Annotated in this window: 21 protein-coding genes; 14 read left to right on the forward strand and 7 right to left on the reverse strand. The window is 68.6% G+C overall.

Translation table 11 applies throughout. From position 1 onward, the window contains the following. Nucleotides 1-33: 33 nt before the first annotated feature. Nucleotides 34-1,770, reverse strand: a complete 1,737-nt coding sequence (locus F4X11_09190; GenBank protein ID MYN65188.1) for a sodium:proton antiporter — start codon at nt 1,768-1,770, stop codon at nt 34-36. Nucleotides 1,771-1,797: 27 nt separating this feature from the next. Further along, nucleotides 1,798-2,814, reverse strand: a complete 1,017-nt coding sequence (locus F4X11_09195; GenBank protein MYN65189.1) for a WD40 repeat domain-containing protein — start codon at nt 2,812-2,814, stop codon at nt 1,798-1,800. 239 nt (nt 2,815-3,053) lie between these two features. Between F4X11_09195 and F4X11_09200 the strand changes: the two genes are divergently transcribed. Further along, entirely contained in the window at nt 3,054-5,504 is a 2,451-nt protein-coding gene (locus F4X11_09200) for a penicillin acylase family protein (protein MYN65190.1), read from the forward strand. A 195-nt stretch (nt 5,505-5,699) separates the two neighbouring features. Here F4X11_09200 and F4X11_09205 read toward each other — a convergent pair whose 3' ends face one another. Continuing rightward, a complete protein-coding gene (locus F4X11_09205) occupies nt 5,700-6,053 on the reverse strand; it encodes a hypothetical protein (protein ID MYN65191.1) in 354 nt (117 codons plus the stop codon). A gap of 153 nt (nt 6,054-6,206) precedes the next feature. Here F4X11_09205 and F4X11_09210 point away from each other — a divergent pair, with 153 nt between their 5' ends. Together F4X11_09210 and F4X11_09215 are read left to right on the forward strand one after the other, a co-directional pair. Continuing rightward, entirely contained in the window at nt 6,207-7,247 is a 1,041-nt protein-coding gene (locus F4X11_09210; protein MYN65192.1) for a hypothetical protein, read from the forward strand. A 27-nt stretch (nt 7,248-7,274) separates the two neighbouring features. Further along, complete coding sequence (locus tag F4X11_09215; GenBank protein MYN65193.1) at nt 7,275-8,918, forward strand: tannase/feruloyl esterase family alpha/beta hydrolase; 1,644 nt, start codon at nt 7,275-7,277, stop codon at nt 8,916-8,918. Nucleotides 8,919-9,001: 83 nt separating this feature from the next. Here the strand turns inward: F4X11_09215 and F4X11_09220 are convergent, their stop codons facing one another. Further along, nucleotides 9,002-9,238: a hypothetical protein gene (locus tag F4X11_09220; GenBank protein ID MYN65194.1), complete on the reverse strand. Its 237-nt coding sequence runs from the start codon at nt 9,236-9,238 to the stop codon at nt 9,002-9,004. A 281-nt stretch (nt 9,239-9,519) separates the two neighbouring features. Here F4X11_09220 and F4X11_09225 point away from each other — a divergent pair, with 281 nt between their 5' ends. The 11 genes from F4X11_09225 to F4X11_09275 all read left to right on the forward strand — a co-directional run bounded on the left by F4X11_09225 (nt 9,520) and on the right by F4X11_09275 (nt 22,518). Continuing rightward, complete coding sequence (locus tag F4X11_09225) at nt 9,520-10,560, forward strand: hypothetical protein (GenBank protein MYN65195.1); 1,041 nt, start codon at nt 9,520-9,522, stop codon at nt 10,558-10,560. Between the two features lie 138 nt (nt 10,561-10,698). After that, nucleotides 10,699-12,003 carry a hypothetical protein gene (locus F4X11_09230; GenBank protein MYN65196.1) on the forward strand — a complete coding sequence of 435 codons (1,305 nt, stop codon included), beginning with the start codon at nt 10,699-10,701 and terminating at the stop codon, nt 12,001-12,003. A gap of 30 nt (nt 12,004-12,033) precedes the next feature. Next, nucleotides 12,034-13,350 carry a DUF2911 domain-containing protein gene (locus F4X11_09235; protein MYN65197.1) on the forward strand — a complete coding sequence of 439 codons (1,317 nt, stop codon included), beginning with the start codon at nt 12,034-12,036 and terminating at the stop codon, nt 13,348-13,350. Nucleotides 13,351-13,481: 131 nt separating this feature from the next. Continuing rightward, on the forward strand, nt 13,482-14,492 hold the full coding sequence (locus F4X11_09240) for a hypothetical protein (protein MYN65198.1): 1,011 nt from the start codon (nt 13,482-13,484) through the stop codon (nt 14,490-14,492). 71 nt (nt 14,493-14,563) lie between these two features. Then, nucleotides 14,564-16,975, forward strand: coding sequence for a DUF1592 domain-containing protein (locus F4X11_09245; GenBank protein MYN65199.1), 2,412 nt, complete (start codon nt 14,564-14,566; stop codon nt 16,973-16,975). After that, nucleotides 16,972-18,315 (forward strand): DUF1552 domain-containing protein, encoded by a 1,344-nt coding sequence (locus F4X11_09250; protein MYN65200.1) that lies wholly within the window; start codon nt 16,972-16,974, stop codon nt 18,313-18,315. Before F4X11_09245 ends, F4X11_09250 begins: the two co-directional genes overlap by 4 nt. 38 nt (nt 18,316-18,353) lie before the next feature. Beyond that, nucleotides 18,354-19,967, forward strand: coding sequence for a hypothetical protein (locus tag F4X11_09255; protein ID MYN65201.1), 1,614 nt, complete (start codon nt 18,354-18,356; stop codon nt 19,965-19,967). Nucleotides 19,968-20,470: 503 nt separating this feature from the next. After that, nucleotides 20,471-20,701 carry a hypothetical protein gene (locus F4X11_09260; protein MYN65202.1) on the forward strand — a complete coding sequence of 77 codons (231 nt, stop codon included), beginning with the start codon at nt 20,471-20,473 and terminating at the stop codon, nt 20,699-20,701. Continuing rightward, complete coding sequence (locus F4X11_09265; protein ID MYN65203.1) at nt 20,689-21,054, forward strand: hypothetical protein; 366 nt, start codon at nt 20,689-20,691, stop codon at nt 21,052-21,054. Before F4X11_09260 ends, F4X11_09265 begins: the two co-directional genes overlap by 13 nt. Before the next feature lie 78 nt (nt 21,055-21,132). Continuing rightward, a complete protein-coding gene (locus F4X11_09270) occupies nt 21,133-21,501 on the forward strand; it encodes a hypothetical protein (GenBank protein ID MYN65204.1) in 369 nt (122 codons plus the stop codon). A gap of 66 nt (nt 21,502-21,567) precedes the next feature. Further along, the gene (locus F4X11_09275) at nt 21,568-22,518 is read left to right on the forward strand and encodes a cupin domain-containing protein (protein ID MYN65205.1); all 951 of its coding nucleotides are present in this window, start codon (nt 21,568-21,570) and stop codon (nt 22,516-22,518) included. 41 nt (nt 22,519-22,559) lie between these two features. On the opposite strand, the gene F4X11_09280 is transcribed toward F4X11_09275, so the two are convergent. The 3 genes from F4X11_09280 to F4X11_09290 all read right to left on the reverse strand — a co-directional run bounded on the left by F4X11_09280 (nt 22,560) and on the right by F4X11_09290 (nt 24,617). Continuing rightward, nucleotides 22,560-22,751, reverse strand: coding sequence for a hypothetical protein (locus F4X11_09280; GenBank protein MYN65206.1), 192 nt, complete (start codon nt 22,749-22,751; stop codon nt 22,560-22,562). Between the two features lie 176 nt (nt 22,752-22,927). After that, entirely contained in the window at nt 22,928-24,304 is a 1,377-nt protein-coding gene (locus F4X11_09285; GenBank protein MYN65207.1) for a PQQ-binding-like beta-propeller repeat protein, read from the reverse strand. A 67-nt stretch (nt 24,305-24,371) separates the two neighbouring features. Continuing rightward, nucleotides 24,372-24,617 (reverse strand): hypothetical protein, encoded by a 246-nt coding sequence (locus tag F4X11_09290; protein MYN65208.1) that lies wholly within the window; start codon nt 24,615-24,617, stop codon nt 24,372-24,374. Nucleotides 24,618-24,804 lie beyond the last annotated feature (187 nt).

Below are 24,804 nucleotides of genomic sequence, written 5' to 3' on the forward strand. Positions count from 1 at the left end.
CCGTCGCGCCGGCGGTGAGTGGTCCCGCGCAGCTCACGCCGTGAAGAACGCCAGCACGGTCCAGCAGACCGCGGCCAGTCCGGCGGCCACCGACGCCTGCGGGATCTGCGTCTTCACGTGATCCATCAGGTCGCAGCCGGTGCAGACCGAGCTGAGCACGGTGGTGTCCGAGATCGGCGAGCACTGGTCGCCGTAGACGCTGCCGTCCATGACCGAGGCGAAGCAGAGGGTCATGAACAACTCCGGGTGCGACAGCCCTTGTGCGCCCGCCACCGCCCACGCGAGCGGCATCGCCAGCGGGAACGCCACCGCGTAGGTGCCCCAGCTCGTGCCGGTGGAGAAGGCGATGACCATCGTCATCAGTTGCAGCATCACCGGCAGCAGGAAGTAGGGCAACGCGTCCCCGAGCTGCTCCACCAGGAAGACGCCCCCGCCGGTCTCGGTGCTGACGTTGCCGATGGTGATCGCGAGCAGGAGGATGACCGAACCGAGGACCACGCCCTTGATGCCGTCGTGGAAGCCCGAGATGAGGTCCTTGAGCGACATCCCCTTGCCCAGGGCCATGCCCGCGGCGAGCAGCAGCGCCGTTCCGAACGCCCACTGCACGTTGGGAGAGCCGTAGGCGACGAACGTGCCGATGGCGATGGCGATGAGCACGCCGAGCGGCAGGAAGAACTCCAGGACGTGGGGCGTGTAGCCGGCCGGCACCTTGCTCGCCTGCAGCTCCTTCGTGCTCAGCGGGTCGGCCCCTTCGGCGTCGAGCTGGCCCGTCGTGCGGGCGCGCTGCATGGCCGCTCCCAGGCGCTTGCCGAGGTAGATCGGCTTCTCGATGCTCAGCAGGAACGTGCCCAGGACGGCGAAGATCGCGTAGAAGCAGAACGGCACGCTCTGGAAGAAGAAGGCGATGCGGTCCGCCTCGGTGGCGAGGAAGCCGACCCCGGAAACGAAGATGAACGCCTGCACGTAGCCCGGCCAGGCGTTGAAGGCGAGTTGCGAGGCGATCGGCGAAGCGGTCGAGTCGACGATGTAGGCCAGCTCTTCGTGGCTGACCTTCTGCTGGTCGGCGATCGGCTTGACGGTGGTGCCGACCACGACGGTGCTGACCGTCCCGCCCTGGAAAAACACGATGCCGAGCGCCCACGCCACCAGCTTCGCGGTCTTCGGTCCCCGAACGAACTTCGCGGTCATGAACTCGGCGAACGCCTGCGCGGCGCCGGTGCGCGACCAGACGCCCATCAGCCCGCCGAGCAGCCAGAGGTACAGCAGCAGGACCCCAGCGGAGTTGGTGGATGCGAGCGACGGGATCATCACCTCGCCCGTGATGTCGTACTTGCCGAGCAGCAGCGCGCCAGAGACGATGCCGGCGGCCAGGGAGGTGACCGGCTCGCGCGTCAGCCAGCAGAGCATCACGGCCACCGCGGCCGGCAGCAGCGACCACCAGCCCCAGTGCGCTCGCGCCTCGAGCCGGTAGTAGACGGTCTCGGTCCGCCCGTCGCGCGTCTCCACCGCCGAGACGAACTCCTCGGTGAGGTCCGGCGATCCGCCGGAGGCGGCGAGCGCCGCGGCATCGAGCTGCGCCTCCTCGATGGGGACGGCGTCGAAGTAGGCGGGGCTGCCCTCGGACAGGTAGTACAGCCCGCCGTCGTCGTCCGTCAGCACGTCCAGCGTGACCCGGTTGACGGTCCACGTCGGGGGGACGCTGGCCCCGGCGATCCAGGAAACCAGGATCGCGACGGCGAAGACGGTGAACTTCCGGATGCCGGTGGTCATGGCGTGCCTCGTCCGGTTCCGTGGAGGCTACGGCGCGGGGAAGCGCCCGATGCGCGTGCCGCCGCCGACCGCGCCGACCCAGATCTCGTCGCCGACCTGGATGCCGACGGTGCCCAGAATGATGCGATCGTTCGAGGGATAACGAACGATCTCCTCCTGGGCAAGGCTGTTGGGGATGATCTTCGCCACCCGCGACGTGACCCCGTCGCACGCGCCCTGGCCGAGACAGGCGAAAATGGAGTCCGGCCCAGTGCCCGCGTGGCCGGCCGCCAGCAGCGTGCCGTCCGGCGCCCAGTGGACGTTGTCGACGTGGAAACCGACGTCGACCGAGTCGACCACCACCGGCGTCCGGCCCCGCGACAGTCGGATCAGCGACTGCGTGCCCCAGCCGCCGATGTAGAGCCATTCACCGTCGGGCGACGCTTCGATGCCGTTGGGGCCGGCGGTCGCGCTGCCCGGCACCTCCGTCCAGCCGGCGCCCGGCTGCCATTCCCACAGCTCGCCGGTCGAGCGCTGGAAGTTGGTGGCGACGAAGGCGCCGTCCGGGAGCGCCGCTACCGAGTTCAGGCCGACGCCTGCGGGCGCCACGGCGCAACCGATCCAGGTGGCGGCGGGCACCTCGCCGCGCGCGTCGAGCTCGAAGACCTCCACCGACTCGCGGGCGCCGTGGCGCACCACGTACAGGGTGTGCACCCCCTCGTCGCCGGGGCGCAGGCCGAGCCCGTGCGGCTGGAAGCCGCTGGTGTCCGGACCGGGGCAGGCGCCGTACAGCGCGGTGTCGTGGCGCGGCGCCGAGGTGTCGAGCGGGAAGATCGGCCGCGAGGAGTGGTCGCGGGCATCGGTCGCATAAAGGTGGCCATCATCCATCATGCTCGAGACGATGACCCAGGGAGAGTCCGGCACCGCGGCCAGGTCTTCGGGACTCACCGGCCCGCAGACGAACTCGACGTCGCCGTCCGGATCGCACTGCGCCGCACCCGCGGCGGGCAGAATGAGCAGGCAGGCGGCCGCCACCGCTGACATCAGGTACATCCGCGCCCTCATGAGTCCTCCTTTCGCGGGCTACGTGCCCGAACCCGCCGCGATTATGTCACGTGGTCGGGATGGCGTCCGCCCGTGGAAGCGGGCCCCACGTGCTGCCGCGGCCTGGCGCGCGTCGGAGGGATTGCGCCCGCGCCGCGGAAAGGCGATGATCGGTGGCAGGCGCCGGTGGACCGCGCGCCGGCGCAATCCGTGCCGCCGGACGAACCGCTGCCTGGCGGTCACGGTCTCTCCCCGAGCGCATGCGGTCGAGCCGCCGGGAACGCTCGAGAACGTCGAGGATGCAGACGATGTCAGAACTCTTCGCAAGGACGTCGGAAGGTTTCGGCCGCCGGTTCGGACACCGCGGCCCCGGGTTCGGGCTCGCGTGGTTCGCCCGCGCGGCGCTGATCGCGTTGGCGGCGGCCACGGCCGGCTGCGCCGCCGATGAATCCGGAGGCCCCGCCTCGCTCGACGAGCTCGCACGAGGCGCGCTGGCCACGATCGACGGGGAGTTGGCGGTGCCCGGCCTGAAGGAGCCGGTCGAGGTGATCCGCGACGAGTGGGGCGTGCCGCACATCTACGCGCAGAACGACGACGACCTGTTCTTCGCGCAGGGCTACGTCATGGCCCAGGACCGGCTGTGGCAGATGGAGATGTGGCGCCGCTGGCGCGAGGGGCGGCTGGCCGAGGTCTTCGGGCCGGAGGCGCTCGACTACGACCGCCGCACCCGGCTGATGATGTTCCGCGGGCCGTGGGACGAGACCGAGTGGACCAGCTATCACCCCGACGCCCACCGGCTGTTCACCGCGCACGCCAGCGGGGTCAACGCCTTCATCGAGCAGAACCGAGACAATCTGCCGGTGGAGTTCCAGCTCACCGGCGTCGAGCCGTTGCCCTGGACGGCGGAGACTGCCGTGCTGCGCTGGGCCGCGCTCGGCGTGCCGAGCGTGCGGGGGCACGCCATCCACGAGATGCAGCTCGCCCTCGACGTCGCCCGTTACGGCGCGGAGGAGGCGAACCGGCGCTTCGCCCCGGACCCGTGGGACAACCTGGTCGTACCGGAGGGGCTCGACGTCAGCATCATCACCGAGGAGATCCTCGACGCCATGCGCGCCGGGGACGGCGACCCGTTCGTGACGGGGCGTCTGCCCGCGCTGGAGATCGTCGAGCCGTACCGTGCACTGGTCGCGGCTCCGGGGTTGCAGACCCGCCAGGTCTCGCCCCGGCCGATCGCGACCGAAGGGAGCAACAACTGGGTCATGACCGGCGAGCGCTCGCCGTCCGGGGTGCCGATTCTCGCCAACGATCCCCACCGGCGCATCGAAATGCCGGCGCTGCGCTACTTCGTGCACCTGGTGGCGCCCGGCTGGAACGTCATCGGGGGCGGCGAGCCGCCCTTCGCCGGGGTCGACGCGGGCAGCAACGACCGCATGGCGTGGGGCTTCACCTTCGCCGGCACCGACATGGTCGACGTCTACGTCGAGGAGCTGCACCCGGAGGATCCGGACCTGGTGCGCTGGCAGGACGGCTGGGAGCCGCTGCGGGTCATCGAGGAGGAGATCCCGGTCAAGGGGCAGGAGCCCGAGCCGGTGGTGCTGAAGTTCAGCCGGCACGGCCCCGTCTTCTACGAGGATCTGGAGAACCGCGTCGCCTACGCCGTGCGCTCGGTCGTGCAAGAGCCCGGCACCGCCGCCTACAAGGGCAGCTTCCAGCTCGCCCAGGCGGAGAGCTGCGCCGATTTCTTCGAGCGCGCGATGCACTGGTTGGTCCCGACGCACAGCCTGGTCTGCGGCGACGCGGACGGCAACATCGCCCTGCAGGTGACCGGCCTGACCCCGGACCGCGACGGCTGGAATGGCCGGCTGCCGGTGCCCGGCAACGGCGACTACGAGTGGCAAGGGTTTCGGGAGGACCTGCCGCGGGAGTTCAATCCCGAGCGGGGCTACGTCGCGACGGCCAACAACAATGTTCACCCGCCCGGCTACGAGGGGCGGCCGGTCTTCTACCACACCTCGCGCGGCGTGGAGACGTCGCGCATAGCGCGCCTGCACCAGATCCTCGGCGCGGGCGAGGTGCTCTCCGTGGAGGACCACAAGCGCATCCAGCACGACTCTCGCCTGCTCGCGGCCGAGCGGGACATCCCGGCCTTCCGGGGCTGGACGTCCGACGACCCGGATGTGGAATGGGCGCGCGGCCTGATCGCCGACTGGGACGCTACGGTCTCGCGGGAGAGCATCGCGGGAGCGCTCTACGTGCGCTGGAACGCCGCAGTCGACGATGCCGTCCGGGACGATGAAACGCCCGCGGCCGAGCGGCAGGCGCTTGTCGAGCAGGGCTTGACGGCCGCGATCGAGCGGCTTGGCGAGGAGCTCGGTCCCGACCGGGCCGAGTGGCGCCACGGCCGGGTCCACGCCAGCGAGCTGGCGCACATGCTGGCCCCGGCGTTCGACCTGCCGGCGGTGGAGCGTCCCGGCGGCTTCGGCTCGCTCAACGCCACCGGCGCCAACTTCCGGCGCATCATCGACCTTGCGGATCCGGATCGCTCCGTCGCGAGCAACGCCCCGGGGCAGTCGGCCCAGCCCGGCAGCCCGTACTACGGCAACCTGGCGCCGAACCTCGGCAACGGCGAGTACTTCCCCCTGCTCTTTACGCGTGGGGCGGTGGAGGAGCGGGCCGCGCACCGGTTGACGCTACGGCCGGCCGAGGACTGACGCGCCGTCGCGACGACCCGTTCGAGCGGTGTCTCCTCAACCGGTCCGCCCGGCGATGCCGCCCGGCGGCTGGCCGACGCTGTTGCCGAACGGCAACGCGTTAGACGAGGCAGGTGATGGCGGCGTTCCGGGCCGGCTCCAATGCGCTCCGGTGAGGGCGTCTCCATCGCCTGCCAACAGCAGGATCCGGACCGCTCACTCGCCGGGTCCGTCTCGCTCATGCCCGTCGAGGTGATCGATCAACAATCCGCGCACGCCCCCCAGTTCGTCGCGCACGTCCCGGAGTTCAACTCGTACGTCCCGGATCTCCGCTCGGACGCCCTCCAGTTCGTCGCGCACGCTCCGAATCTCGCCGCGCACGCTCTGAATCTCGCCGCGCACTTCGTCGCGCACGCTCTGGAACTCCGCGCGAACAGCCGCTCGGAAATCCATCAGGTTGGCGTGGAGATCGTCGATTCTCGCGTTCGTCGAGCTCGAGGAGCCTGCGACCGTCGTGCAGATGGCGCCAACCCCCAGCGCAGCGCTGAGCAGAACCTGCCTGTCCGTCATGTCGTCACTCCCGGGGGTTCATGCCTATAGTATGGCACGTATCATCGGGCGGGCGTCATGCGCCTTCGCGCCCAGCGCCTATAATGCGAAAGAGTGCCTGGAACCCGCCGGAGGCGGAGCGTCCCGCCGGCACGGCCAAGCGAGGAGCATGCGATGAGTAACCGGGGATTCGCCTTCGTTCTGATTTTGCTCGCCTTCGCGCCGGTGTCCGCCGCGCCGGCCGCGGCCCAGTCCGAGTTCGAGCCGCCGCGCCTCGCGGACGGCAAGCCGGACCTGCAGGGGGTCTGGGACTTCCGCACGCTGACCCCGCTGCAGCGGCCCGAGGACCGCGCCGACCAGGCGTTGCTGACGCCGGAGGAGGCGGCGGAGATCGAGGCGGCCGCGGTGCAGCGGGCCATCGAGGCGGATCGGCCGAGCGAGATTCGCACCGAGCCGTTGCCGGTCGGCGGCAATGTCGGCGGGTACAACAACTTCTGGTTCGACCGCGGGGCCGGCGTGGTGGACGACCACCGCACGTCCCTCATCGTCGACCCGCCGAACGGGCGGATTCCCGAGCCGAAGCCGGAGGCCAGGCGGCAGGAGACGACCAACGACGACACGTCGCTGCCGGACCGGCCGGTGCGCTTCCGCGTGGGCGGCATCGGGACGCACGGTCCCGAGGACCGCGGTCTGGCCGAGCGCTGCCTGCTCGGATTCAACACCGGCCCGCCTATCGTGCCCGGCGGCTACAACCAGAACATGCAGCTCTTCCAGACGTCGGACCACGTGGTCATCCTCAACGAGATGGTCCACGACGCGCGCATCGTGCCGCTCGACGGGCGTGACGCGCTGCCCGAGGACATGCGGCAGTGGATGGGCAGCTCGCGCGGCCACTGGGAGGGCGACACCCTGGTGGTGCAGACCACCAACTTCACCGGCCTGACCGCGAGCTTTGCTCCCTCGGTGCGTTCGGCAGTGGGAACCGGCGCCACGCTGCATCTGACCGAGCGGTTCAGCCGCATTGCCGAGGACACGCTTCTCTACGAGTTCACCGTCAACGACCCGGCCAGCTTCACCCGGCCGTTCACGGCGGCGATACCGATGAAGCGCGGGGCGGCGCCGCTCTTCGAGTACGCCTGCCACGAGGGGAACTACGGGATGCTCAATCTGCTCTCCGGCGCCCGCGCGCAGGAGCGGGAGGCGTCCGAGCAGTAGCCGGGTCACGTCCGGCGGGGAGGTTCCATGACGGCCCGGTTGTTCCATGCGTTCTGTCTCGCGACGGTCTGTGCCACTCTCGGGACGCTGTCGTCCGTCGGAATCGGCGCTCACCGCGCGGTTGGGGCGCCGGCCGTCGCAGCCGCCGCTCAGGGTGACGCCTGCGCCGCCGTCATGGGGGCCGACCTCGGCCTGCCGCATACGACGATCACCGTCGCGGAGGAGATAACGCCTCCCTTTGCGCCGCCCGAGACCTTCAGTTCGCGCGGCTTCACGGTGGAGGACGTCTCCTTCTGCCGTGTGGCGGGCCTGGCGAGTCCGGAGGCAGGCTCGGAGATCCGGTTCGAGGTCTGGCTGCCTCCCGCGGACGACTGGAACGGCCGGTTCCAGGGCATCGGATCCGGGGGCTCGGCCGGCGCCATCCGCTACCGGCAGCTCGCCGCGGCGGTGGCCGGAGGGTACGCGGCGGTGGCGACCGACAACGGCCACACCAGCACGAGCGGCTTCGACGGAAGCTGGTCGCTGGGACACCCGGTGCGGCTGGTCGACTTCGGGTACCGCGCGCAGCACGAGGCAACCGTGGCCGGAAAAGCGGTTGCCCGCGCCTACTACGGCCGCGATGCCGACTTCTCATACTTCGTCGGTTGCTCGCAGGGCGGTCATCACGCGTTGATGGAGGCGCAACGCTACCCCGAAGATTACGACGGCATCGTGGCGGGCGCGCCGGCCAACCACTGGATCGGCCTGATGACCGCTGAGCTCTGGGCCGGGCTCGCTACCACTCGGGACCCGGAGCAGGACCTCCCGCGCGCCAAGCTGCCCGTGCTCGGAGCCGCCGTGATGGCGGCGTGCGACGGACTGGACGGGCTGGAGGACGAATTGATCGACGATCCCCGCAACTGCGACTTCGATCCCGGCGTGCTGCAGTGCGAGGGGGAGGACGCCGGGGACTGCCTGACCGCGGGACAGGTCGCCGCGGCGCGGGCGATCTACGCCGGACCGGTGCGGCCAAGCACCGGGGAGTCGCTGTTTCCCGGCTACGCGCTGGGCAGCGAGCACTTCGAGGCGCCGGACGGCCTCGGCGGCTGGGCCCGCTATTGGTCGGGCATCACCGAGCCGGGCGGCAGCACCGCCCAGTTCATGAAGTACAGCGTTTTCGAGGATCCGGACTACGACCTCAACCGCTTCGACTTCGACGCGGACTGGGACCGCGCCAACAACCGTTCCCTGGGCAACGACGAAACGCTGGCCACGGCGCTGAACGCCATCGACCCGGACCTGTCGGCGTTCAAGGCGCGGGGCGGCAAGCTCATCAGCTACCACGGTTGGGCCGACGCGCTCATCACCGGTCACTACGCGGTGCAGTACTACGAGGACGTGCTGGCCGCGATGGGCGGCCTGGAGCAGACCACCGACTTCTACCGCCTGTTCATGGCGCCGGGGGTGGCGCACTGCCGCGGCGGTCCCGGTCCCGACCGCTTCGACGCGGTGGCGGCCATCGAGCGCTGGGTGGAACAGGGCGAGGCGCCGGACCGGATCATCGCGTCGAAGGTGGTGAACGGCGAGGTGCGCCGTTCACGCCCGCTCTGCGTCTATCCGCGGGTGGCCCGCTACGACGGCAGCGGCAGCATCGACGACGCGGCGAACTTCGCCTGCGTCAATCCGGACTGACCGGACGCCGGCTCGCAGACAACGCGCTGTCGGTGCTGGACCCGCCGCAAGGACGGTGACCGCCGTTTAGCTTTAGCCGCGTGTCAGTCGTCCGGCGCGCCTTGATCGTGCCCCTCGAGGTGGTCGATCAAGAGGCTCCGCACGCCCTGTATCTCGTCGCGCACGCTTTGGATCTCCGATCTGACCTCTGCTCGGAAATCGAGCAGGTTCGCCTGGAGATCACCGATCCGCGCGTTCGTCGAGCACGAGGATCCCGCGACAGTGGCGCAGATGGCCCCAACCCCCAGTGCGGCGCTGAGCAGAGCCTGTTGGTCCGTCATGGTCTCTCTCCCGGGGGGTTCATGTCTATAGTATCACACGTATCCGCGCGCAGATCGGACGCCGAGGCGCGCCTTCCTGACCCGGCATCCGGACAGTCGGAACAGCCGACTCGGTTGCGCTGCAACTGCAGACGAGCGACGTCAACCCCGACGCAGCGGGCTCGCGTGGACCACGGCAGTCCGGATTCGATGAGGCGAGCGTCCGTAGCGCCTATAATGCGGCGACGCTCGTTGATCCGCACGAGTTGCGACTTGCCCCCATGAACATCCAGGAGCTTGCTATGAGTAACCGACGATGCGCCGTAGCGCTGATCGTATTCGCGCTCGCCCTGGGCTCGACGGCGCCGGCCGCGGCCCAGCCCAGGTTCGAGCCGCCGCGCCTCGCCGACGGCAAGCCGAACCTGCAGGGGGTCTGGGACTTCCGCACGCTGACGCCGTTGCAGCGGCCCGAGGACCGCGCCGACCAGGCGCTGCTGACGCCGGAAGAGGCCGCGGAGATCGAAACGGCCGCGGTGCAGCGGGCCATCGAGGCGGATCGGCCGAGCGAGATCCGCACCGAGCCGTTGCCGGTCGGCGGCGACGTCGGCGCCTACAACAACTTCTGGTTCGACCGCGGAGCCGGCGTGGTGGATGACCGCCGCACGTCGCTGATTGTCGAGCCGCCGACCGGCCGGCTCCCCGAGCCGCGGCCGGAAGCGAAGCGGCAGGCCACGTCCAACGACGACACGGCGCCGCCGGATCGCCCGGTACGGTTCCGGGTGGGCGGCATCGGGACGCACGGTCCGGAGGACCGCGGGCTCGCCGAGCGCTGCCTGCTCGGATTCAACACCGGCCCGCCTATCGTGCCCGGCGGCTACAACCAGAACATGCAGCTCTTCCAGACGTCGGACCACGTGGTCATCCTCAACGAGATGGTCCACGACGCGCGCATCGTGCCGCTCGACGGGCGTGACGCGCTGCCCGAGGACATGCGGCAGTGGATGGGCAGCTCGCGCGGCCACTGGGAGGGTGACACGCTGGTCGTCGAGACCACCAACTTCACCGGCCTCACCTCCAGCTTCAGTCCATCGGTGGTATCGGCGATCGGGACAGGACGAACCCTCCACCTGACGGAGCGGTTCCGGCGGGTGGCGGAGGATACGCTTCTCTACGAGTTCACCGTCGACGACCCGACCAGCTTCACGCGGCCGTTCACGGCGGCGATACCGATGAAGCGCGGGGCGGCGCCGTTGTTCGAGTACGCCTGCCACGAGGGGAACTACGGGATGCTCAATCTGCTCTCCGGCGCCCGCGCGCAAGAGCGGGAAGCGTCCGAGCAGTAGAAGACGGCACGTTGAACCCCCGTCGATGGTCGATGGAGGTGTCGACAGGGGCGCTTGTTCGGGTGTCGGGTAGATCGTGTACCCTTGTGAGTCGAGATGCATCAGTCGGCCTTCCGCGGACGGTGAGGAGATCCAGGAATGACCACGTTTTCACGCATCGTGTCGGTCGTCGCGGCGCTCGGCGTCGTGATCGGGTTGGCGGGTCCGGCGTCGGCGGCCAACGAGGCTGCGGCGACGTACTACAAGGACGTGCTGCCCATCGTCCAGGAGAACTGCCAGACCTGTCACCGTCCGTCGGGCCACAACATCAGCGGTCTGGTAGCTCCCATGTCGTTCATGACCTACGAGGAGACCCGCCCCTGGGCCCGCGCCATCGCCCGCAAGGTCGAGTCGCGCGAGATGCCGCCCTGGTTCGCTTCCGAGCCGAAGGGGGTCTTCGAGAACGAGCGCGGGCTGACCGACGCCGAGATCGACACGATCCTGACCTGGGTCGACGCGGGCGCGCCCGCCGGCGACCGGGCCGCTGCGCCGCCGGCGCCGGTCTGGCCGGAAGACCTGCATGACGGCTGGTCCCACGGCACGCCCGACTTCGTCGTGCGCATGGAAGAGCCGTTCGTGGTGCCGGACGACGCCTTCGACATCAACATCTCGTTCGACGTCCGGATCCCGGAGGACGTGGTGCCGGAGGACGTCTGGGTGCGCGGCTGGGAGCTGCGGACCGGCGCCGAGGGCTCGGGCGTGCATCACATGTGCGCGTTCGTGCGGCCCGAGGACGGCAAGGTCATCACGGGCGCGAACAAGTCGGCGGTGGCCCTGGGCGGCCTGCTGAGCTGCGTGGCGGAGGGCGGCGAGTCGGGTATGCTCCCCGACGGCTACGGCCTGCTGGTCGAGAAGGGGTCGGTCCTCAACTTCAACATGCACTTCAACAAGGAGCCGGGCCCCGGGACGTCGTTCACGAGCCAGGCGGAGGTCGGGTTCTTCGTCGAGGATCGGCCGGTCGCCCACCAGGTGATCACCGATACCCTCGGCAACAACGGGTTCGAAATTCCGCCGAACCACCCCCGCTACCGGGTCGGCATGGCCCGCACGCTCGAGAAGGACATCCTGGTGCTGAACCTGTGGCCGCACGCGCACCTGCGCGCGATCGCGTCCCGCTACACCGCCTACTATCCCGACGGTACGGAGGAGCTGTTGCTCGACGTGCCGCACTACGACCAGGGCTGGCAGGTGACCTACAAGTACCGCGAGCCGAAGCTGCTGCCGAAGGGCACCCGCATCGAGGCGAGCTTCTGGTACGACAGCACGGAGGAGCGTGGGGTGCGGCGCGGCTTCAACGCCGACCGCAGCGTCGGCTTCGGACAGCGAACCAACGACGAGATGGCCCTCGCGTTCCTCAGCTACACCGAGCTCGACGACGCCTCGACGACGAACGATCAGGACTAGACGAGGCTCGCCGACACGCACGGATAGCCGATGTCTTCGACGAAGTCAGGTCTGCTGGTGTGCGGACTCGGCGCGTGCCTGCTGGTTCCGGTTGCCGCCGGGGCCCAGCAGGGCAGTGCCGATTCCGCGCCGGTGGACGTCGTCCGCACGGAGCTCACCCTGAACCTGCGCCCGGTCGCGGTCTCCTTCGAGCCGGGACTCGACGCCGGTGACCCCGTTTATCGGGGGCTGTTGACGGCTAACGATTCCGCGTCGAGCACGCGGGTCCGCGTCGGCGAAATCGAGGCCATGCCGCGGCTGCGCATCGGTACGCTCGACGGTTCGCAGCCCGGCGGCAGCGAGTCGCCGGACCCCGCCACGAAGACCCTGGAACTGTGGCTGGCGCGCACCGCCGGCGGTTGGTCGGTCGACCTGCGGGGGAAACCGGACGCCGACCGGGACGAGACGGGCGACGCTGGGGAAGACGGGCACGAGGCGGGCGCGGACGCCGACGCCGCCGGGCGGGACACGACCGTGCTCGGTCAGGTCGCGCTGGCCCGTGCGGCCGCGGGCATGCAGGAGGCCTTCTCTGCCGCGCTGGTTCCCACCGGGGAGTCCACCGGGCAGTTGGTGTTGCGCTGGCGCGACCACCGCTGGGCGGCCGATTTCCGCTTCGCCGATCCTCCGGAACCCGACGAGGGCGAGGAGGAAGAGGCGCCGGAGCTGGCGGAGGAGAGCGACGAAGCCAACGCGGCTGTCGTCGAGTCGGAGGGGGACGAAACGGAAGGGGAAGAACCGGAGGAGGACGAGGGCCCTCGCGTTGCCAACGAGACGGAATCGCTTCGGTTCGACTCCGACACGAGCGCCGGCGCCCGCTTCCTGCGGCTCTCCGAGAGGCACGAATCGGCCGTCGAGTTGCCGGGCGACGCGCGCCTCGCGGTGCTCTTCTGGCAGGAGCAGAGCGCGGATCTCGAGGACTTCGCCGGGGTCGAGACGCTGGCTGAGGGAGAAGTCGTGAGGTTGACGCGCGCGGCGGTAATTCGGCTCCGGAACGAGACCCCGCTACGTTTCGGCGACGTGACGCTTCCGACCGGCAATCTCGCCCCGGGGTTTGCCGGCTCGTACGGCCTGTGGCTGAAGCGGAGCGGGAGCGGGTGGCGCCTCGTCTTCAACCACGAGGCGGACTCGTGGGGCACGCAGCACGATCCGGCCTTCGACGCCGCCGAGATCGACTTGGCCTATTCGCAGGATGGGCTCGACACCCGCCCGCTCGGCGCCGCTCTCGTGCCGGCAACGGCTGACGCCGGTCGGCTGGTCATTCATTGGGGCGTCCACGAGTGGGCGGCCGACTACACGATCCCGGAGTGACCCGGCCGCGGCAGTCTGTTGCAGCGGAGAGCTCGGAAGTCAGCGCCGCAGGGCTCGGAATTCCAGTGCCGTAGGGAACGGTCCGGGCGCGCCGGACACGACAGCGGACGGTCGAGAAAGCGAGGGTACCGATGGCTGGACGGTTTGTCGTTGCCGGCGTCGGAGCGGCCGTCGTGTTGACGATGCTCGCCCCTTCCCTGGTGTGGGCGCAACCGGCCGCTGACGAGTGGAGAGTCCCCCGAACCCCCGACGGCTACCCGGATCTGCAGGGCGTCTGGGCGAACAACAGTGCGACGCCCTTGGAGCGGCCGGAGGTGTGGGCCGGCCGGTCCCGGTTGACCGACGAGGAGCTCGCGGCGTTCAGGGCGGCCGCGGCCGACGTCACGGCGAGCGGCCTCGACGCCGTCTTCGGCGATCAGTTGGCGCTGGCGGCCTTGGCCGGGATCACCGACGTCGAGTCGTACGATGCGGGGACCGGAAACTACAACCAGTTCTGGCTGGTGGAGCGTGACTTCGACAACCGGACCTCGCTGATTGTCGACCCTCCCGACGGGCGCATTCCGGCGCGGACGCCGGACGCCGAGCGCGTCGGGCGCGGACAGCCCCCGGCGCCCATAGCCGAAAAGGCCGACTCGTGGGTCGACCGGCCGCTGAGCGAGCGCTGCATCACGTTCGGCGTGCCGTCGCTCTTCGCCGGCTACAACAGCTATTACCAGATCTTTCAGAGTCGCGACTACGCGGTGGTCCTGATGGAGATGATCCACGACGCGCGCGTGATTCCGATTGACGGACCGCCGCACCCGAGCAGCCGGATCCGGCAGTTGCACGGCGATTCGCGCGGCCGCTGGGAACGCGACACCCTGGTGGTGGAGACGAAGAACTACTCGCGCCTGGGGGCCTTCTGGGGCGCGTCCGAGGATCTGACTGTTGTGGAGCGATTCACGCGCGTCGGACCGGACACGCTCAACTACGAGGTCACGTTCGAGGACTCCACTACGTGGACTCGTCCCTGGACGGTAATGATTCCGCTCCGACGCAGCGAGGATCCGCTGTTCGAATACGCCTGCCACGAGGGTAACCTCGGCATGGAGGGCATTCTGGCCGGTTACCGGGCGCAGGAGCGCACCGGCGAAGCCAGATAGACGCCGACGCTTGCGACTTCTTCCTTGAATTTCACCGGGTCGAAACCTACAATGCGCGGATGACTCACAGCATGCGGAAGTGCATCCCCAGGATCGGAATCCTGTACGCGGGGCTGGTCCTGGCGGCGTCGGCGGGTTTGCCCGCCGAACTCTCCGCACAGGAGCCGGCTTCGCCGCCGGCGAGCGCCGGCGCGCCGGCGGCAGCCGAGGTGCCGGCCGGTGCGACCGACAGCCGGCAGTTGCTCAACCGCTACTGCGTGACCTGCCACAACGACAGGCTCGAGACAGCGGGTCTCACCCTGCAGGAACTCGATACGCTGCACGTCGCCGAGGGTGCCGAGACGTGGGAAAAGGTGGTGCAGAAGCTGCGCACCGGCACCATGCCGCCGTCCAATCGGCCGCAGCCGCCCGCCGAGGCCCGTCAGGCGATGCTCGAGTGGCTGGAGACGTCGCTCGATGCCGCGTCGGAGGCGAATCCGAATCCGGGTCGGACGGAGACGCTCCGGCGTCTCAATCGCACCGAGTATCAGAACTCCATCCGCGATCTGCTGGCGCTGGACATCGACGCCACCACGCTGCTGCTGCCGGACGAGAGCGGATACGGTTTCGACAACGTGACGGTGGGGAATCTCTCGCCGGCGCTTCTGGACCGCTACATCTCCGCGGCGCGCAAGATCAGCCGGCTGGCCGTCGGCGCGCAGCAGGAATCCGTCGAGAGCGCCGTGATCCGCGTGCCTCCGGACACCACGCAGGAAGCGCACGTGCCGGGGCTGCCGATCGGCACGCGGGGCGGCGTGGTCGTGTCGCACACCTTCCCGCAGGACGGACAGTACGACATACAGGTGCTCCTCGCCCGCAATCGCAGCGGCAACATCGGCGGCCTGCGCGATCCGCGGTCGCACGAGCTGCAGTTCCTGCTCGACCGCATGCCGATAGCGAGCTTCACGATCGCGCGGCCGGAAGGCAACGACGACACGCTGCTGGATCGGAACCTGAAGGTACGCGTGCCCGTCGCCGCCGGTCCGCACCAGCTCGGCGTGACGTTCGCGCGGGACGGAGACTCGGTGCCCGAGACCGAGCGCCAGCCCCTGCAGTCGCACTTCAACGAGACCCGGCATCCCCGGCAGACGCCCGCCGTCTACCAGGTGACGGTGACCGGACCGTACGCGCCGCAGGGCGCGACCGAGACGCCGAGCCGCAACCGCATCTTCGTCTGCCGGCCGGATGGGTCGGCCGACGAAGAACCGTGCGCGCGGGAGATCCTCTCGACCCTGATGCGCCGCGCCTACCGCCGGCCCGTTTCCGTGGAGGACCTCGAAGGGCCGCTGGCCTTCTACCGCGAAGGGCGCGCGGCGGGCGACTTCGACAGCGGTATCGAGAAAGCGCTCGGCGCGGTCCTCATCAATCCGGAGTTCCTCTTCCGCGTGGAGCTGGATCCGCTGGACATCGCCGGCGGCGCGTACCCGATAGGCGATCTCGAGCTGGCGTCCCGCCTGTCGTTTTTCCTGTGGAGCAGCGTCCCGGACGACGAGCTCCTCGATGCCGCGGTTCGCGGCGAGTTGAGCAATCCCGACGAGTTGGAGCGGCAGACCCGCCGGATGCTGGCCGATCCGCGCTCCTACAACCTCGCGAGCAACTTCGCGGGACAGTGGCTGCAACTCCGCAACCTGGTCTCCGTCAGCCCGAACCCGCGCCTGTTCACGGACTTCGACGACAACCTGCGCCGGGCGATGCGGGAGGAGACGGAGCGCTTCTTCGACAGCGTGCTGCGCGAGGACCGCGGCGTGGCGGAGCTGCTCGACGCGGACTACACGTTCCTCAACGAGCGGCTCGCCAAGCACTACGGCATTCCCGGCGTGTACGGGACGCGCTTCCGCCGCGTGCAGCTCGATCCGGAGAGCCGGCGCGGCGGGCTGCTGCGGCACGGCAGCATCCTGTCGGTGACCTCTTACGCAACGCGCACCTCGCCGGTGATCCGCGGCGTGTGGGTGCTGTCGAACATCTTCGGTGCGCCGCCTCCGCCGCCGCTGCCGAACGTGCCGGCGCTCGAAGAGAACGAGGTCGTCGCCAACCTGCCGATGCGGGAGCGGCTCGCCGCACACCGCAGCAACCCGGTCTGCGCGAACTGTCACCGCACCATCGATCCGGTCGGTTTCGCGCTCGAGAATTTCGACGCCGTCGGCCGCTGGCGCGATCACGAGGGCGACACCGCGTCCATCGACGTCTCCGGGGGCCTGCCCCTGGTGGGTGAGTTCAACGGGATCGACGGCCTGGAAGCGGGACTGCTGACCCGCACCGACCTGTTCGCCGGCACGATTGCCGAGAAGCTGCTCACGTTCGCGCTCGGGCGCGGCGTCGAGTACTACGACCAGCCGACCATTCGCCGGATCCTGCGCGCCACCGAGCAGGACGGTTACCGCCTGTCGTCGCTCGTAGTGGAAATCGTCAAGAGCGTTCCATTCCAGATGAGGAGATCGTCATGATCATCACGAAGAAGGCCCTCCCGCGGCGTACTTTCCTGCGCGGGCTGCAGGCCACCCTGGCGTTGCCGCTGCTCGACGCGATGGTGCCCGCGGCGACCGCGCTGGCCAACACGCCGGCCCGTCCGGTGTCGAGGCTCGGCTTCGTGTTCATCCCGATGGGATGCGACCACGGGCGCTGGACGCCGGCCGAGGACGGGCCCCTGGGGCAGTTGACCCCGATACTGAGTCCGCTCGAGCCGGTCAAGGAGCAGTTGACGGTCGTCACCAACCTTGAGCTGCAGCTCTCGTATCCGGGGACGCACGACACGTCGAACTCCGGATTCCTCAGCGCGGCCTACGCCAAGCACACCGAGAGCTCCGACTATCACCTGGGGACGACGGTCGACCAGATCGCGGCGAAGAAGATCGGGCGGGACACGCAGCTTCCCTCGCTGGAGCTGTCGATGGACCTGAACCCGCTCGCCGGGGTGTGCAACAACGGCTACGCCTGCGTCTACCAGAACTGCCTGTCGTGGTCGTCGCCGACCACGCCGCTGCCGTCCGAGGCGCATCCGCGCATCGTCTTCGAGCGCCTGTTCGGCGAGGGCGGCACGGCCGCCGAGCGGCAGGCGGCACTCCGGAGCCGAGGCAGCCTGCTCGATTCGTTCAGCGCCGACATCGCGCGCCTGAAGCGCGAGGTGGGGGCGGCCGACCGCGTGCGCGTCGACCAGTACATCGACAGCGTCCGCGAGATCGAGCGGCAGATCCAGCGGGCGGAGAACAGCGCCATCGACAACGAGATGCCTGACGTGGATCGCCCCGTCGGGGTTCCTGCCTCGTTCGCGGATCACGCGCGGCTCATGTTCGACCTGCAGGCGCTCGCTTTCCAGGCGGACATCACGCGTGTAGTCAGTTTCCAGCTCACCCGCGAGCTGAGCAACCGCACGTATCCCGAGATTGGGGTGCCGGACCCGCACCACCCGACCAGCCACCACGGGAACGATCCGGAGAAGCTGCTGAAGATCTCCATGATCAACACGTTCCACCTGTCGCTGTTCGCCGAGTTCCTCGAGAAGCTGAAGAACACGCCGGACGGGGACGGGTCGCTGCTCGACAACACCGTCTACATGTATGGCAGCGGGATGGGCAACTCCAGTCTGCACGACCACGAGAACCTGCCGATCCTGGTGACCGGCGGTGCCGCGTGCGGCATGAACGGCGGGCAGCACATCCGCTACGACAAGGGTGTCTCGCTAGGCAACCTGCATCTGACGCTGCTCGACCGGGTGGGCGTGCACCTGGATTCGTTCGGCGACGGCGACGGCCGGATCGAGAGGCTGGTCGACGCGGTGCCGGTCTAGCGGTGGTTCGGTCACCTGGAAGTGACGGGAGACGACACATGGATTGGCGACGACTGATCGCTGGACTCTCCGTCCTGACGCTCGCCGCGGCCGGTGCGGCCACGGCGGCGGAGGAGACCACCCTCGCAGACGCGGCCGAGCAGGGGCAGGGCAAGATCGTCCGCACCCTGCTCGCCGACGGCGCGGACGTGAACGCCCCGCAGGTCGACGGAACGACCGCCCTGCACTGGGCGGCCTACCACGACGACCTCGATACGGCCCGGCTGCTGCTCGAGGCGGGCGCCGACGCCAACGCGGTGAACCGCTACGGCGTGCCGGCGCTGTCGCTGGTTGCCACCAACGGCAACGCCGACTTCGTGCGTCTCCTGCTCGACGCAGGGGCCGACCCGAACGTGGCGCTGCTGGGCGGAGAGACGGTGCTGATGACCGCGGCGCGCACCGGAAGCCTCGCCGCGGTGAAGGCGCTGCTGTCCGCGGGCGCCGACCCGGATGCTCGCGAGCGGCGGGAGCAGACCGCGCTGATGTGGGCTGCCTCGGAGGGGCACCTGGGCATCGTCAATGCCCTGCTCGACGCGGGCGGGGATGTGCACGCGTCTCTGAGGTCCGGGTTCACACCGCTGTTCTTCGCGGTGCGCGAGGGCAACATCGACGTCGTGCACCGGCTCCTCGAGGCAGGAGTGGATGTGAACGCGGTCCTCGAACGCGTGAAGGACGGTCCTGACGCTGCGGTCAACAACGCCAGCTACCGGCCGATCGACGACGGCATGAGCCCGCTGCTCTTTGCGGTCCGCAATGGCCACTTCGAGCTCGCGGTCGACTTGATCGAGGCCGGCGCCGACCCGAACGACCAGCGCAGCGGATTCGCTCCGCTGCACACGATGTCGTGGGTGAGGAAGCCGGATGCAAGCGACCGCGGCGACCCGCCGCCCATCGGGTCCGGCAGCCTGACCGGGCTGCAGTTCGTGCGCAAGCTCGCGGATCTGGGTGCGGACGTCAACCTGCAGCTCAACAGCGCCGTCCGTCCGCCGCACACCGCGTCGCGGCTCGGCATGGAGGGAGCAACGGCGTTCCTGATGGCCGCGGACAGGGCCGACGCGCCGTTCATGCAGTTGCTGCTGGAACTCGGTGCGGACCCGTTCATTCCGAACGTCGAGGGCTCCACGCCGCTGATGGCGGCAGCCGGGCTCGGCACCACGGCGCCGGAGGAGGAAGCCGGCTCGGAGGCCGAGGCGCGTGACGCGGTCGAGTTGCTGGTCGAGCTCGGCGCCAACCTCGACGCCGTCGACGACAACGGCGACACCGCGGTGCACGGCGCCGCGTTCGCCAGCTTCCCGACGGTGGTGCAGCAGCTCGCCGACTACGGAGCCGATATCCACGTCTGGACGCAGCCGAACGAGCAGGGCCGCACGCCGCTGTTCATCGCCGAGGGGTTCCGTGGCGGGCTCCCGCGGCCGTCGCGCGCCACCATCGAGGTGGTCACGTTCCTGATGGACGGCGCCGGCATTTCCACGGCCGGGCCGCGGCCGGAGCTCATCGACCAGTACTCGCTGCCCGCGCAGCAGCCGCAGCCGCCTCCGGCGCAGCCTGCCAAGCCCGAGGAGAAGCAGGAGAAGTCCGACCAGGCTGCCAAGGCGCAGCCGCAGGTGCGTTAGCCGCTCTTGCACGGAACTACAGCAAACGCCTCGGGCGGCTGGTCCGGTTCGACCACCGCCCGGGGCTTTTTCTTTGGGGCGGCCGCAGCAAGACCTCGTGCGCGATGGGTTGGAAGGATCATTTGGCGGGTGATGAGCGCTTGGCTGATGTGGCGGGTGGTTCGACGCTCGACGGATCAGAGCTCGGCGACGGTTGCGTGTTCCCGCTCGTTAGCGGCGCCACGGGGCCCATTCTGCGTCGACTGAGAGGCGGTCGCGCCCAGCGGCTCCTCGACGAAGATGACGTCGACCGCGAAGTCCATTCTCGCTGAGGTCAATGTGTGGCTAGGCGACGTTGGTCGCGCTTCGCACTTCCGCCGCAGCCCCGCACTGTCATCGGTCGGAAACGTCTCCGGCAACCGCTGCGTGATCTCGCCGGTGATTCCTTCCTGAACGCTCCCGCACGGCAGATTGGTTGATTCGGTGTTCGGATACTATACTGACCAGATGGGAGGACGCGAGACTTGACATTCATCAGGACATCTGAGTGGGCGACGCACAATGTAGAGATACGAGAAAAGAAACCTGATGGGGAATTGAGGGTTCTCGAGTACACCGGTGCGGGCGGAATGAGCCGCGATCTCTCGATAAAGGGCGTTCACGTAAAGAGGGGCGGTGCGTCCGTTCACAAAGTGCACGAAGACTTCGTCCTCAAGCCGAACGATGCGTTGTTCTTGAAACAATGGAACATATAACGACTGGTCCTCAAGTGCTGGGCTTCATATGTTCTCGGGCTTCTTTGGCGTCCAAGGGCCTCATTGTTTCTAACCTGAAGGTAGATCCAAATTACAGCGATACGCTTTACATCACCGTGTTTAATGCCGGCACTGGAAGTATTCCGCTCGAACCGGGATACCCTTTTTGTGCGGTCGTTTTCTGTCAGACTGACGGAGAGTGCCAGGGTGAGACCCGTAGACCGGACCCGGAGGGGATCTCTGATGGCTGGGCCGAGAAGCTGATCAAGGCCCGCCCGCATATCGTTACGGGAGTGATTACTTTCGTTATCAGTGTTGTTGGTAGTATCGTGGCAATGCTGGTGATGGGTTAGAGATGGACTGAGAGGCCAGGATGGAGGGTATGTGATATGTCAGAAAGACACCATAGCTCTAGAGATGATCCGCGCTACATGGCCCTGAGAAAAGGGATCGAACAGCTCAACCGGAATCAGTTGACGGTGCTTGTCGAGTCGGTGGAGTCTGGCGATCCCATGGTCGTTGACGGGTGCAACTATGATCCGGTGAGCCGCACTTGGTGTCCTCTCGCCGTCGCCCTGGAAGTTGAGCGCATTCTACGTGACGAAGGTATAACGGCTGCGACGGACGAAGAAGCCAAGGAGCATATTGTAAGAATTGGCACAAGAACGAACCCCGGGTTTGGCTTGAACCCGATGAGCGGTGTTGTCGGGAGCTTCTTCACTCGTTCTCGCAGAGACGACCTGCTGCAGGCATGTAGGGACGTGCTGGACGAGAGTACCTACTATAACGGAGGATACTGAAGGCGGAGAACGGGTAACGGCGTCGACGGTCTGCACGTACGAGTGGAGCCGGAACAGGAAACCTCAATGACGATTCAGACGCTTCTTCACCGCGTTCTTGCTGCAATCATGATCTTCCCCGCTCTCGGCGCCGCGCAGACCGAGCCGCCTGGATTCGTCATGTGGAGCGCGGCGGAGCTCGCGCAACGGAACGCGGCTCTTGCGGAGCAGGCACGCCCGGACGGCTCCGCCCGCGAGACGCTGGCCGACTACGGCAACCCGGGCGGCGCCCACCGGTTTCGCTTTATTCGGCGGGATGTCGATGGCATGCCCGAGCAGCACGCGAACATTGAGGACGTGGTGTTCATCCAGAGCGGGGCGGGCACGCTCGTGGTCGGCGGTGAGATGGTCGACCGGGCCGGCGCCAACGGCGAGTACCGGGGAAGTGACATAGCCGGTGGGGTGGAATATCCGGTCGGTGCGGGTGACGTTGCCCATATTCCGGCGGACACGCCGCACCGTTACCTGGTGCCGGAGGGCGGCCACCTGACTTACGTGCTGGTCAGGCTCCCGGCGTTCACCGGCGAGCCGGTGGCGCGCGCCGACACACCGGTGCTCGACTTCGAGCCGCCGGGGTTCGCGATGTGGAGCGCGGCGGAGCTGGATCGGCGCAACGCGGCCCTGGCGACCAGGATTCGCCCGGACCGCTCCGCCCGCGAGACGCTGGCCGACTACGGCAACCCGAGCGGCGCCCACCGCTTCCGCTTCATCCACCGCGATGCGGATGGGGTGCCGGAGATCCACGACGAGATCATCGACGTGGTGCTGATTCAGAGCGGTGCCGGGAGCCTACTGGTGGGCGGAGAGATGCTGGACCGGGACGGCAGCCGGGGCAGCGGCATCGCGGGTGGTGAACGTCATCCGGTAGCGGCCGGCGACGTGCTCCATATCCCGGCGCGAACGCCGCACGGCTACCTGGTGCCGGATGGCGGTCACGTCACGTACGTGCTTGTGCGGACCCCGGCATTCGTTCCGTAGACCGCGTGGAGCGCGGTTCCGGCGCCGGATCGCATCCGCTTCTACGGGATTACGTCCCACGGGCGCTCCCACGGTCGGAGCGGGCGTTGGCGGGCGAGGAGGGGCAGATCCTGCCGCTGCAACTCCAGGAGGATACGTACCTTTTCCTGGAGGGGCGCCTTCGATTGCTCCCGGTGCCAACGCCGCTTTCGTTGCAGGAGGTCCTTCACCTCGGCCGGCAGGTGATCAGGCATCGTTCGGGATCTCCGCCGCGATGGCGTGGGTGGTCAGGATCCGTCGCAGGCGCTCCCGGTCGGCGTAGAACAGGACAGCGGTCGCGCCGCCTACGGGGTACTGCGCTACGATTCGCTCGTCGCGCATCCGGTTCAGCACGCGGAAAGACATCGGCCAGCGAGCTCATCGCCGCCATCTACCGCCGGACGGCGTACAGGTGCGACGCTGTGCGCAGCAGCAGGGTGCGCCCCACCACAGCGGGGGAAGCGAGCGCCATTTCGCCGAGGACGTTTTTGCCGAGCACCGAGAAGTCCGGCCCGGCCGCGATGACGTAGGTGTCGCCGTCCTCGCTCAGGGCGAAGATCTTGCCGTTGTAGGCCCAGGGCGACGACGTGAAGGTCGCGCCGCGCTCGATGCGGACGCGGTCGTAGACCGTGCGGCCCGTGCGCGCGTCGTGGGCGGTGAAGAACCCCCGGTCGTGCAGCGTGTAGTAGATGCCCCGGTAGAGCAGCGGCGACGGGTTGTAGGACCCGATGCGCGGCTGGTACCAGCGGATGTATTCGTTGGCGCGCTGATTGGGCCCGAGGGTGATGTCGCCCTCGGCGCCCGGCAGCACGGCGTAGACCGGCCGGTGGTTGTTGCCGACGTAGCCGGAGCTGACGTAGAGGATCCCGTCGCCCGGGATCGGGGTCGGCACCGTCACGTTCGTCATGCGGCCCGCGAACCACCAGAGCAGTTTGCCGGACGGGTCGTACGACCGCACCTGGGTCTTGGCGACCGTCACGATCTCGGTGCGCAGGTCGTTGCGCCAGATGAACGGCGTCGACCAGGCGCTCACCTCGTCGCGCGCTACCCGCCAGTTCTGCTCGCCGGTGGCCGTGTCGAACGACGCCAGGTAGGACTCCTCGTCGTTGTCGTGCATCACGAGCACCTGATCGTCCAGCAGGGTGGGCGACGAGCCGGCGCCCCATCCCCACTGATCCATGTGGTGCTCCACCGGGCGGGACCAGACGAGGTTGCCGTCGAGGTCGTAGGCGAACAGGCCGAGATTGCCGAACAGGGCGTAGACCCGCTCGCCGTCGGTGACCGGCGTGGCCGACGCGAAGGAGTTTTTCGGGTGGATGGTCGACGCGACGAGGCCGGAATGCGCCGTGCGCTGCCAGACGAGCGCGCCGCTCTCCAGGTCGAGGCAGAACACCATCCAGTGATGGGTGCCCGGCGGCGGATCGGGCGGTGTCTCGTTGCCGGTTTCCGGCAGGTACAGCCCCGGCCGCGGACCCTGGTAGTCCTCCTCGGCGACCACCGACGTCACGAAGACGCGATCGCCCCGGACGATGGGGCTCGACCATCCCCGACCCGGGATCGGCGTCTTCCAGGCTACGTTCTCCGTTGCGCTCCAGATCTCGGGGAGCGCGGGGTCGTCGGCCACCACGGCCGTCCCCTCGGGTCCCCGGAACTGCGGCCAGTCGTCGGATGCGGTGGCCGTGTACGGCGCGAGCAGCAGAAGCAATGGCAGCGTCGTCCCCACCAGCCAACCGGAGTGTCCCTTCACCTTTGCCTCCCTGGCAGCCATCCTCTTCGGCGACAGGCTGCAGCGGCGTCCGCCCGACCGCCCGCAGTGCCCCGCGGCCGGCCGAGAATCAATTGTCCCGTGCGCCGTCGTTGATCCACCGCTTGATGATGTCGAGCGCCTCGTCCGTGATGAAGGGACCGTTCGGGGGCATTCGTGCGCCGACGATCCCCGCCCGGCCGTCGAGCTTGTGAATCAGGTAGCTGTTCTCTGCATCGCCCGGTTCGACGAGGTCCAATCCCACCTGGGTGCTCATCACATTCACGAGATTCTCGAACGAGCGACCCTCCGAGATGTCGAGATCGGCCTCAGTCACGGAGGGGCCGTGGTGCCCGACGCACGACGGATTGAACAGCTCTGTCTGAATACTAGACAACGTAGCCGTCAGAGTGCCCGTGGGCGGGGTCGTCGGGGTCGTGGGGGTCCTCGGGTTCCGCCGGGTCGGCGCCGTCGGAGAATCGCCGCCGCAGGCGACGAGTCCCAAGACGACCAGCAGCAGACAA

This window comes from Acidobacteriota bacterium (assembly GCA_009861545.1).
GTDB lineage: Bacteria > Acidobacteriota > Vicinamibacteria > Vicinamibacterales > UBA8438 > WTFV01.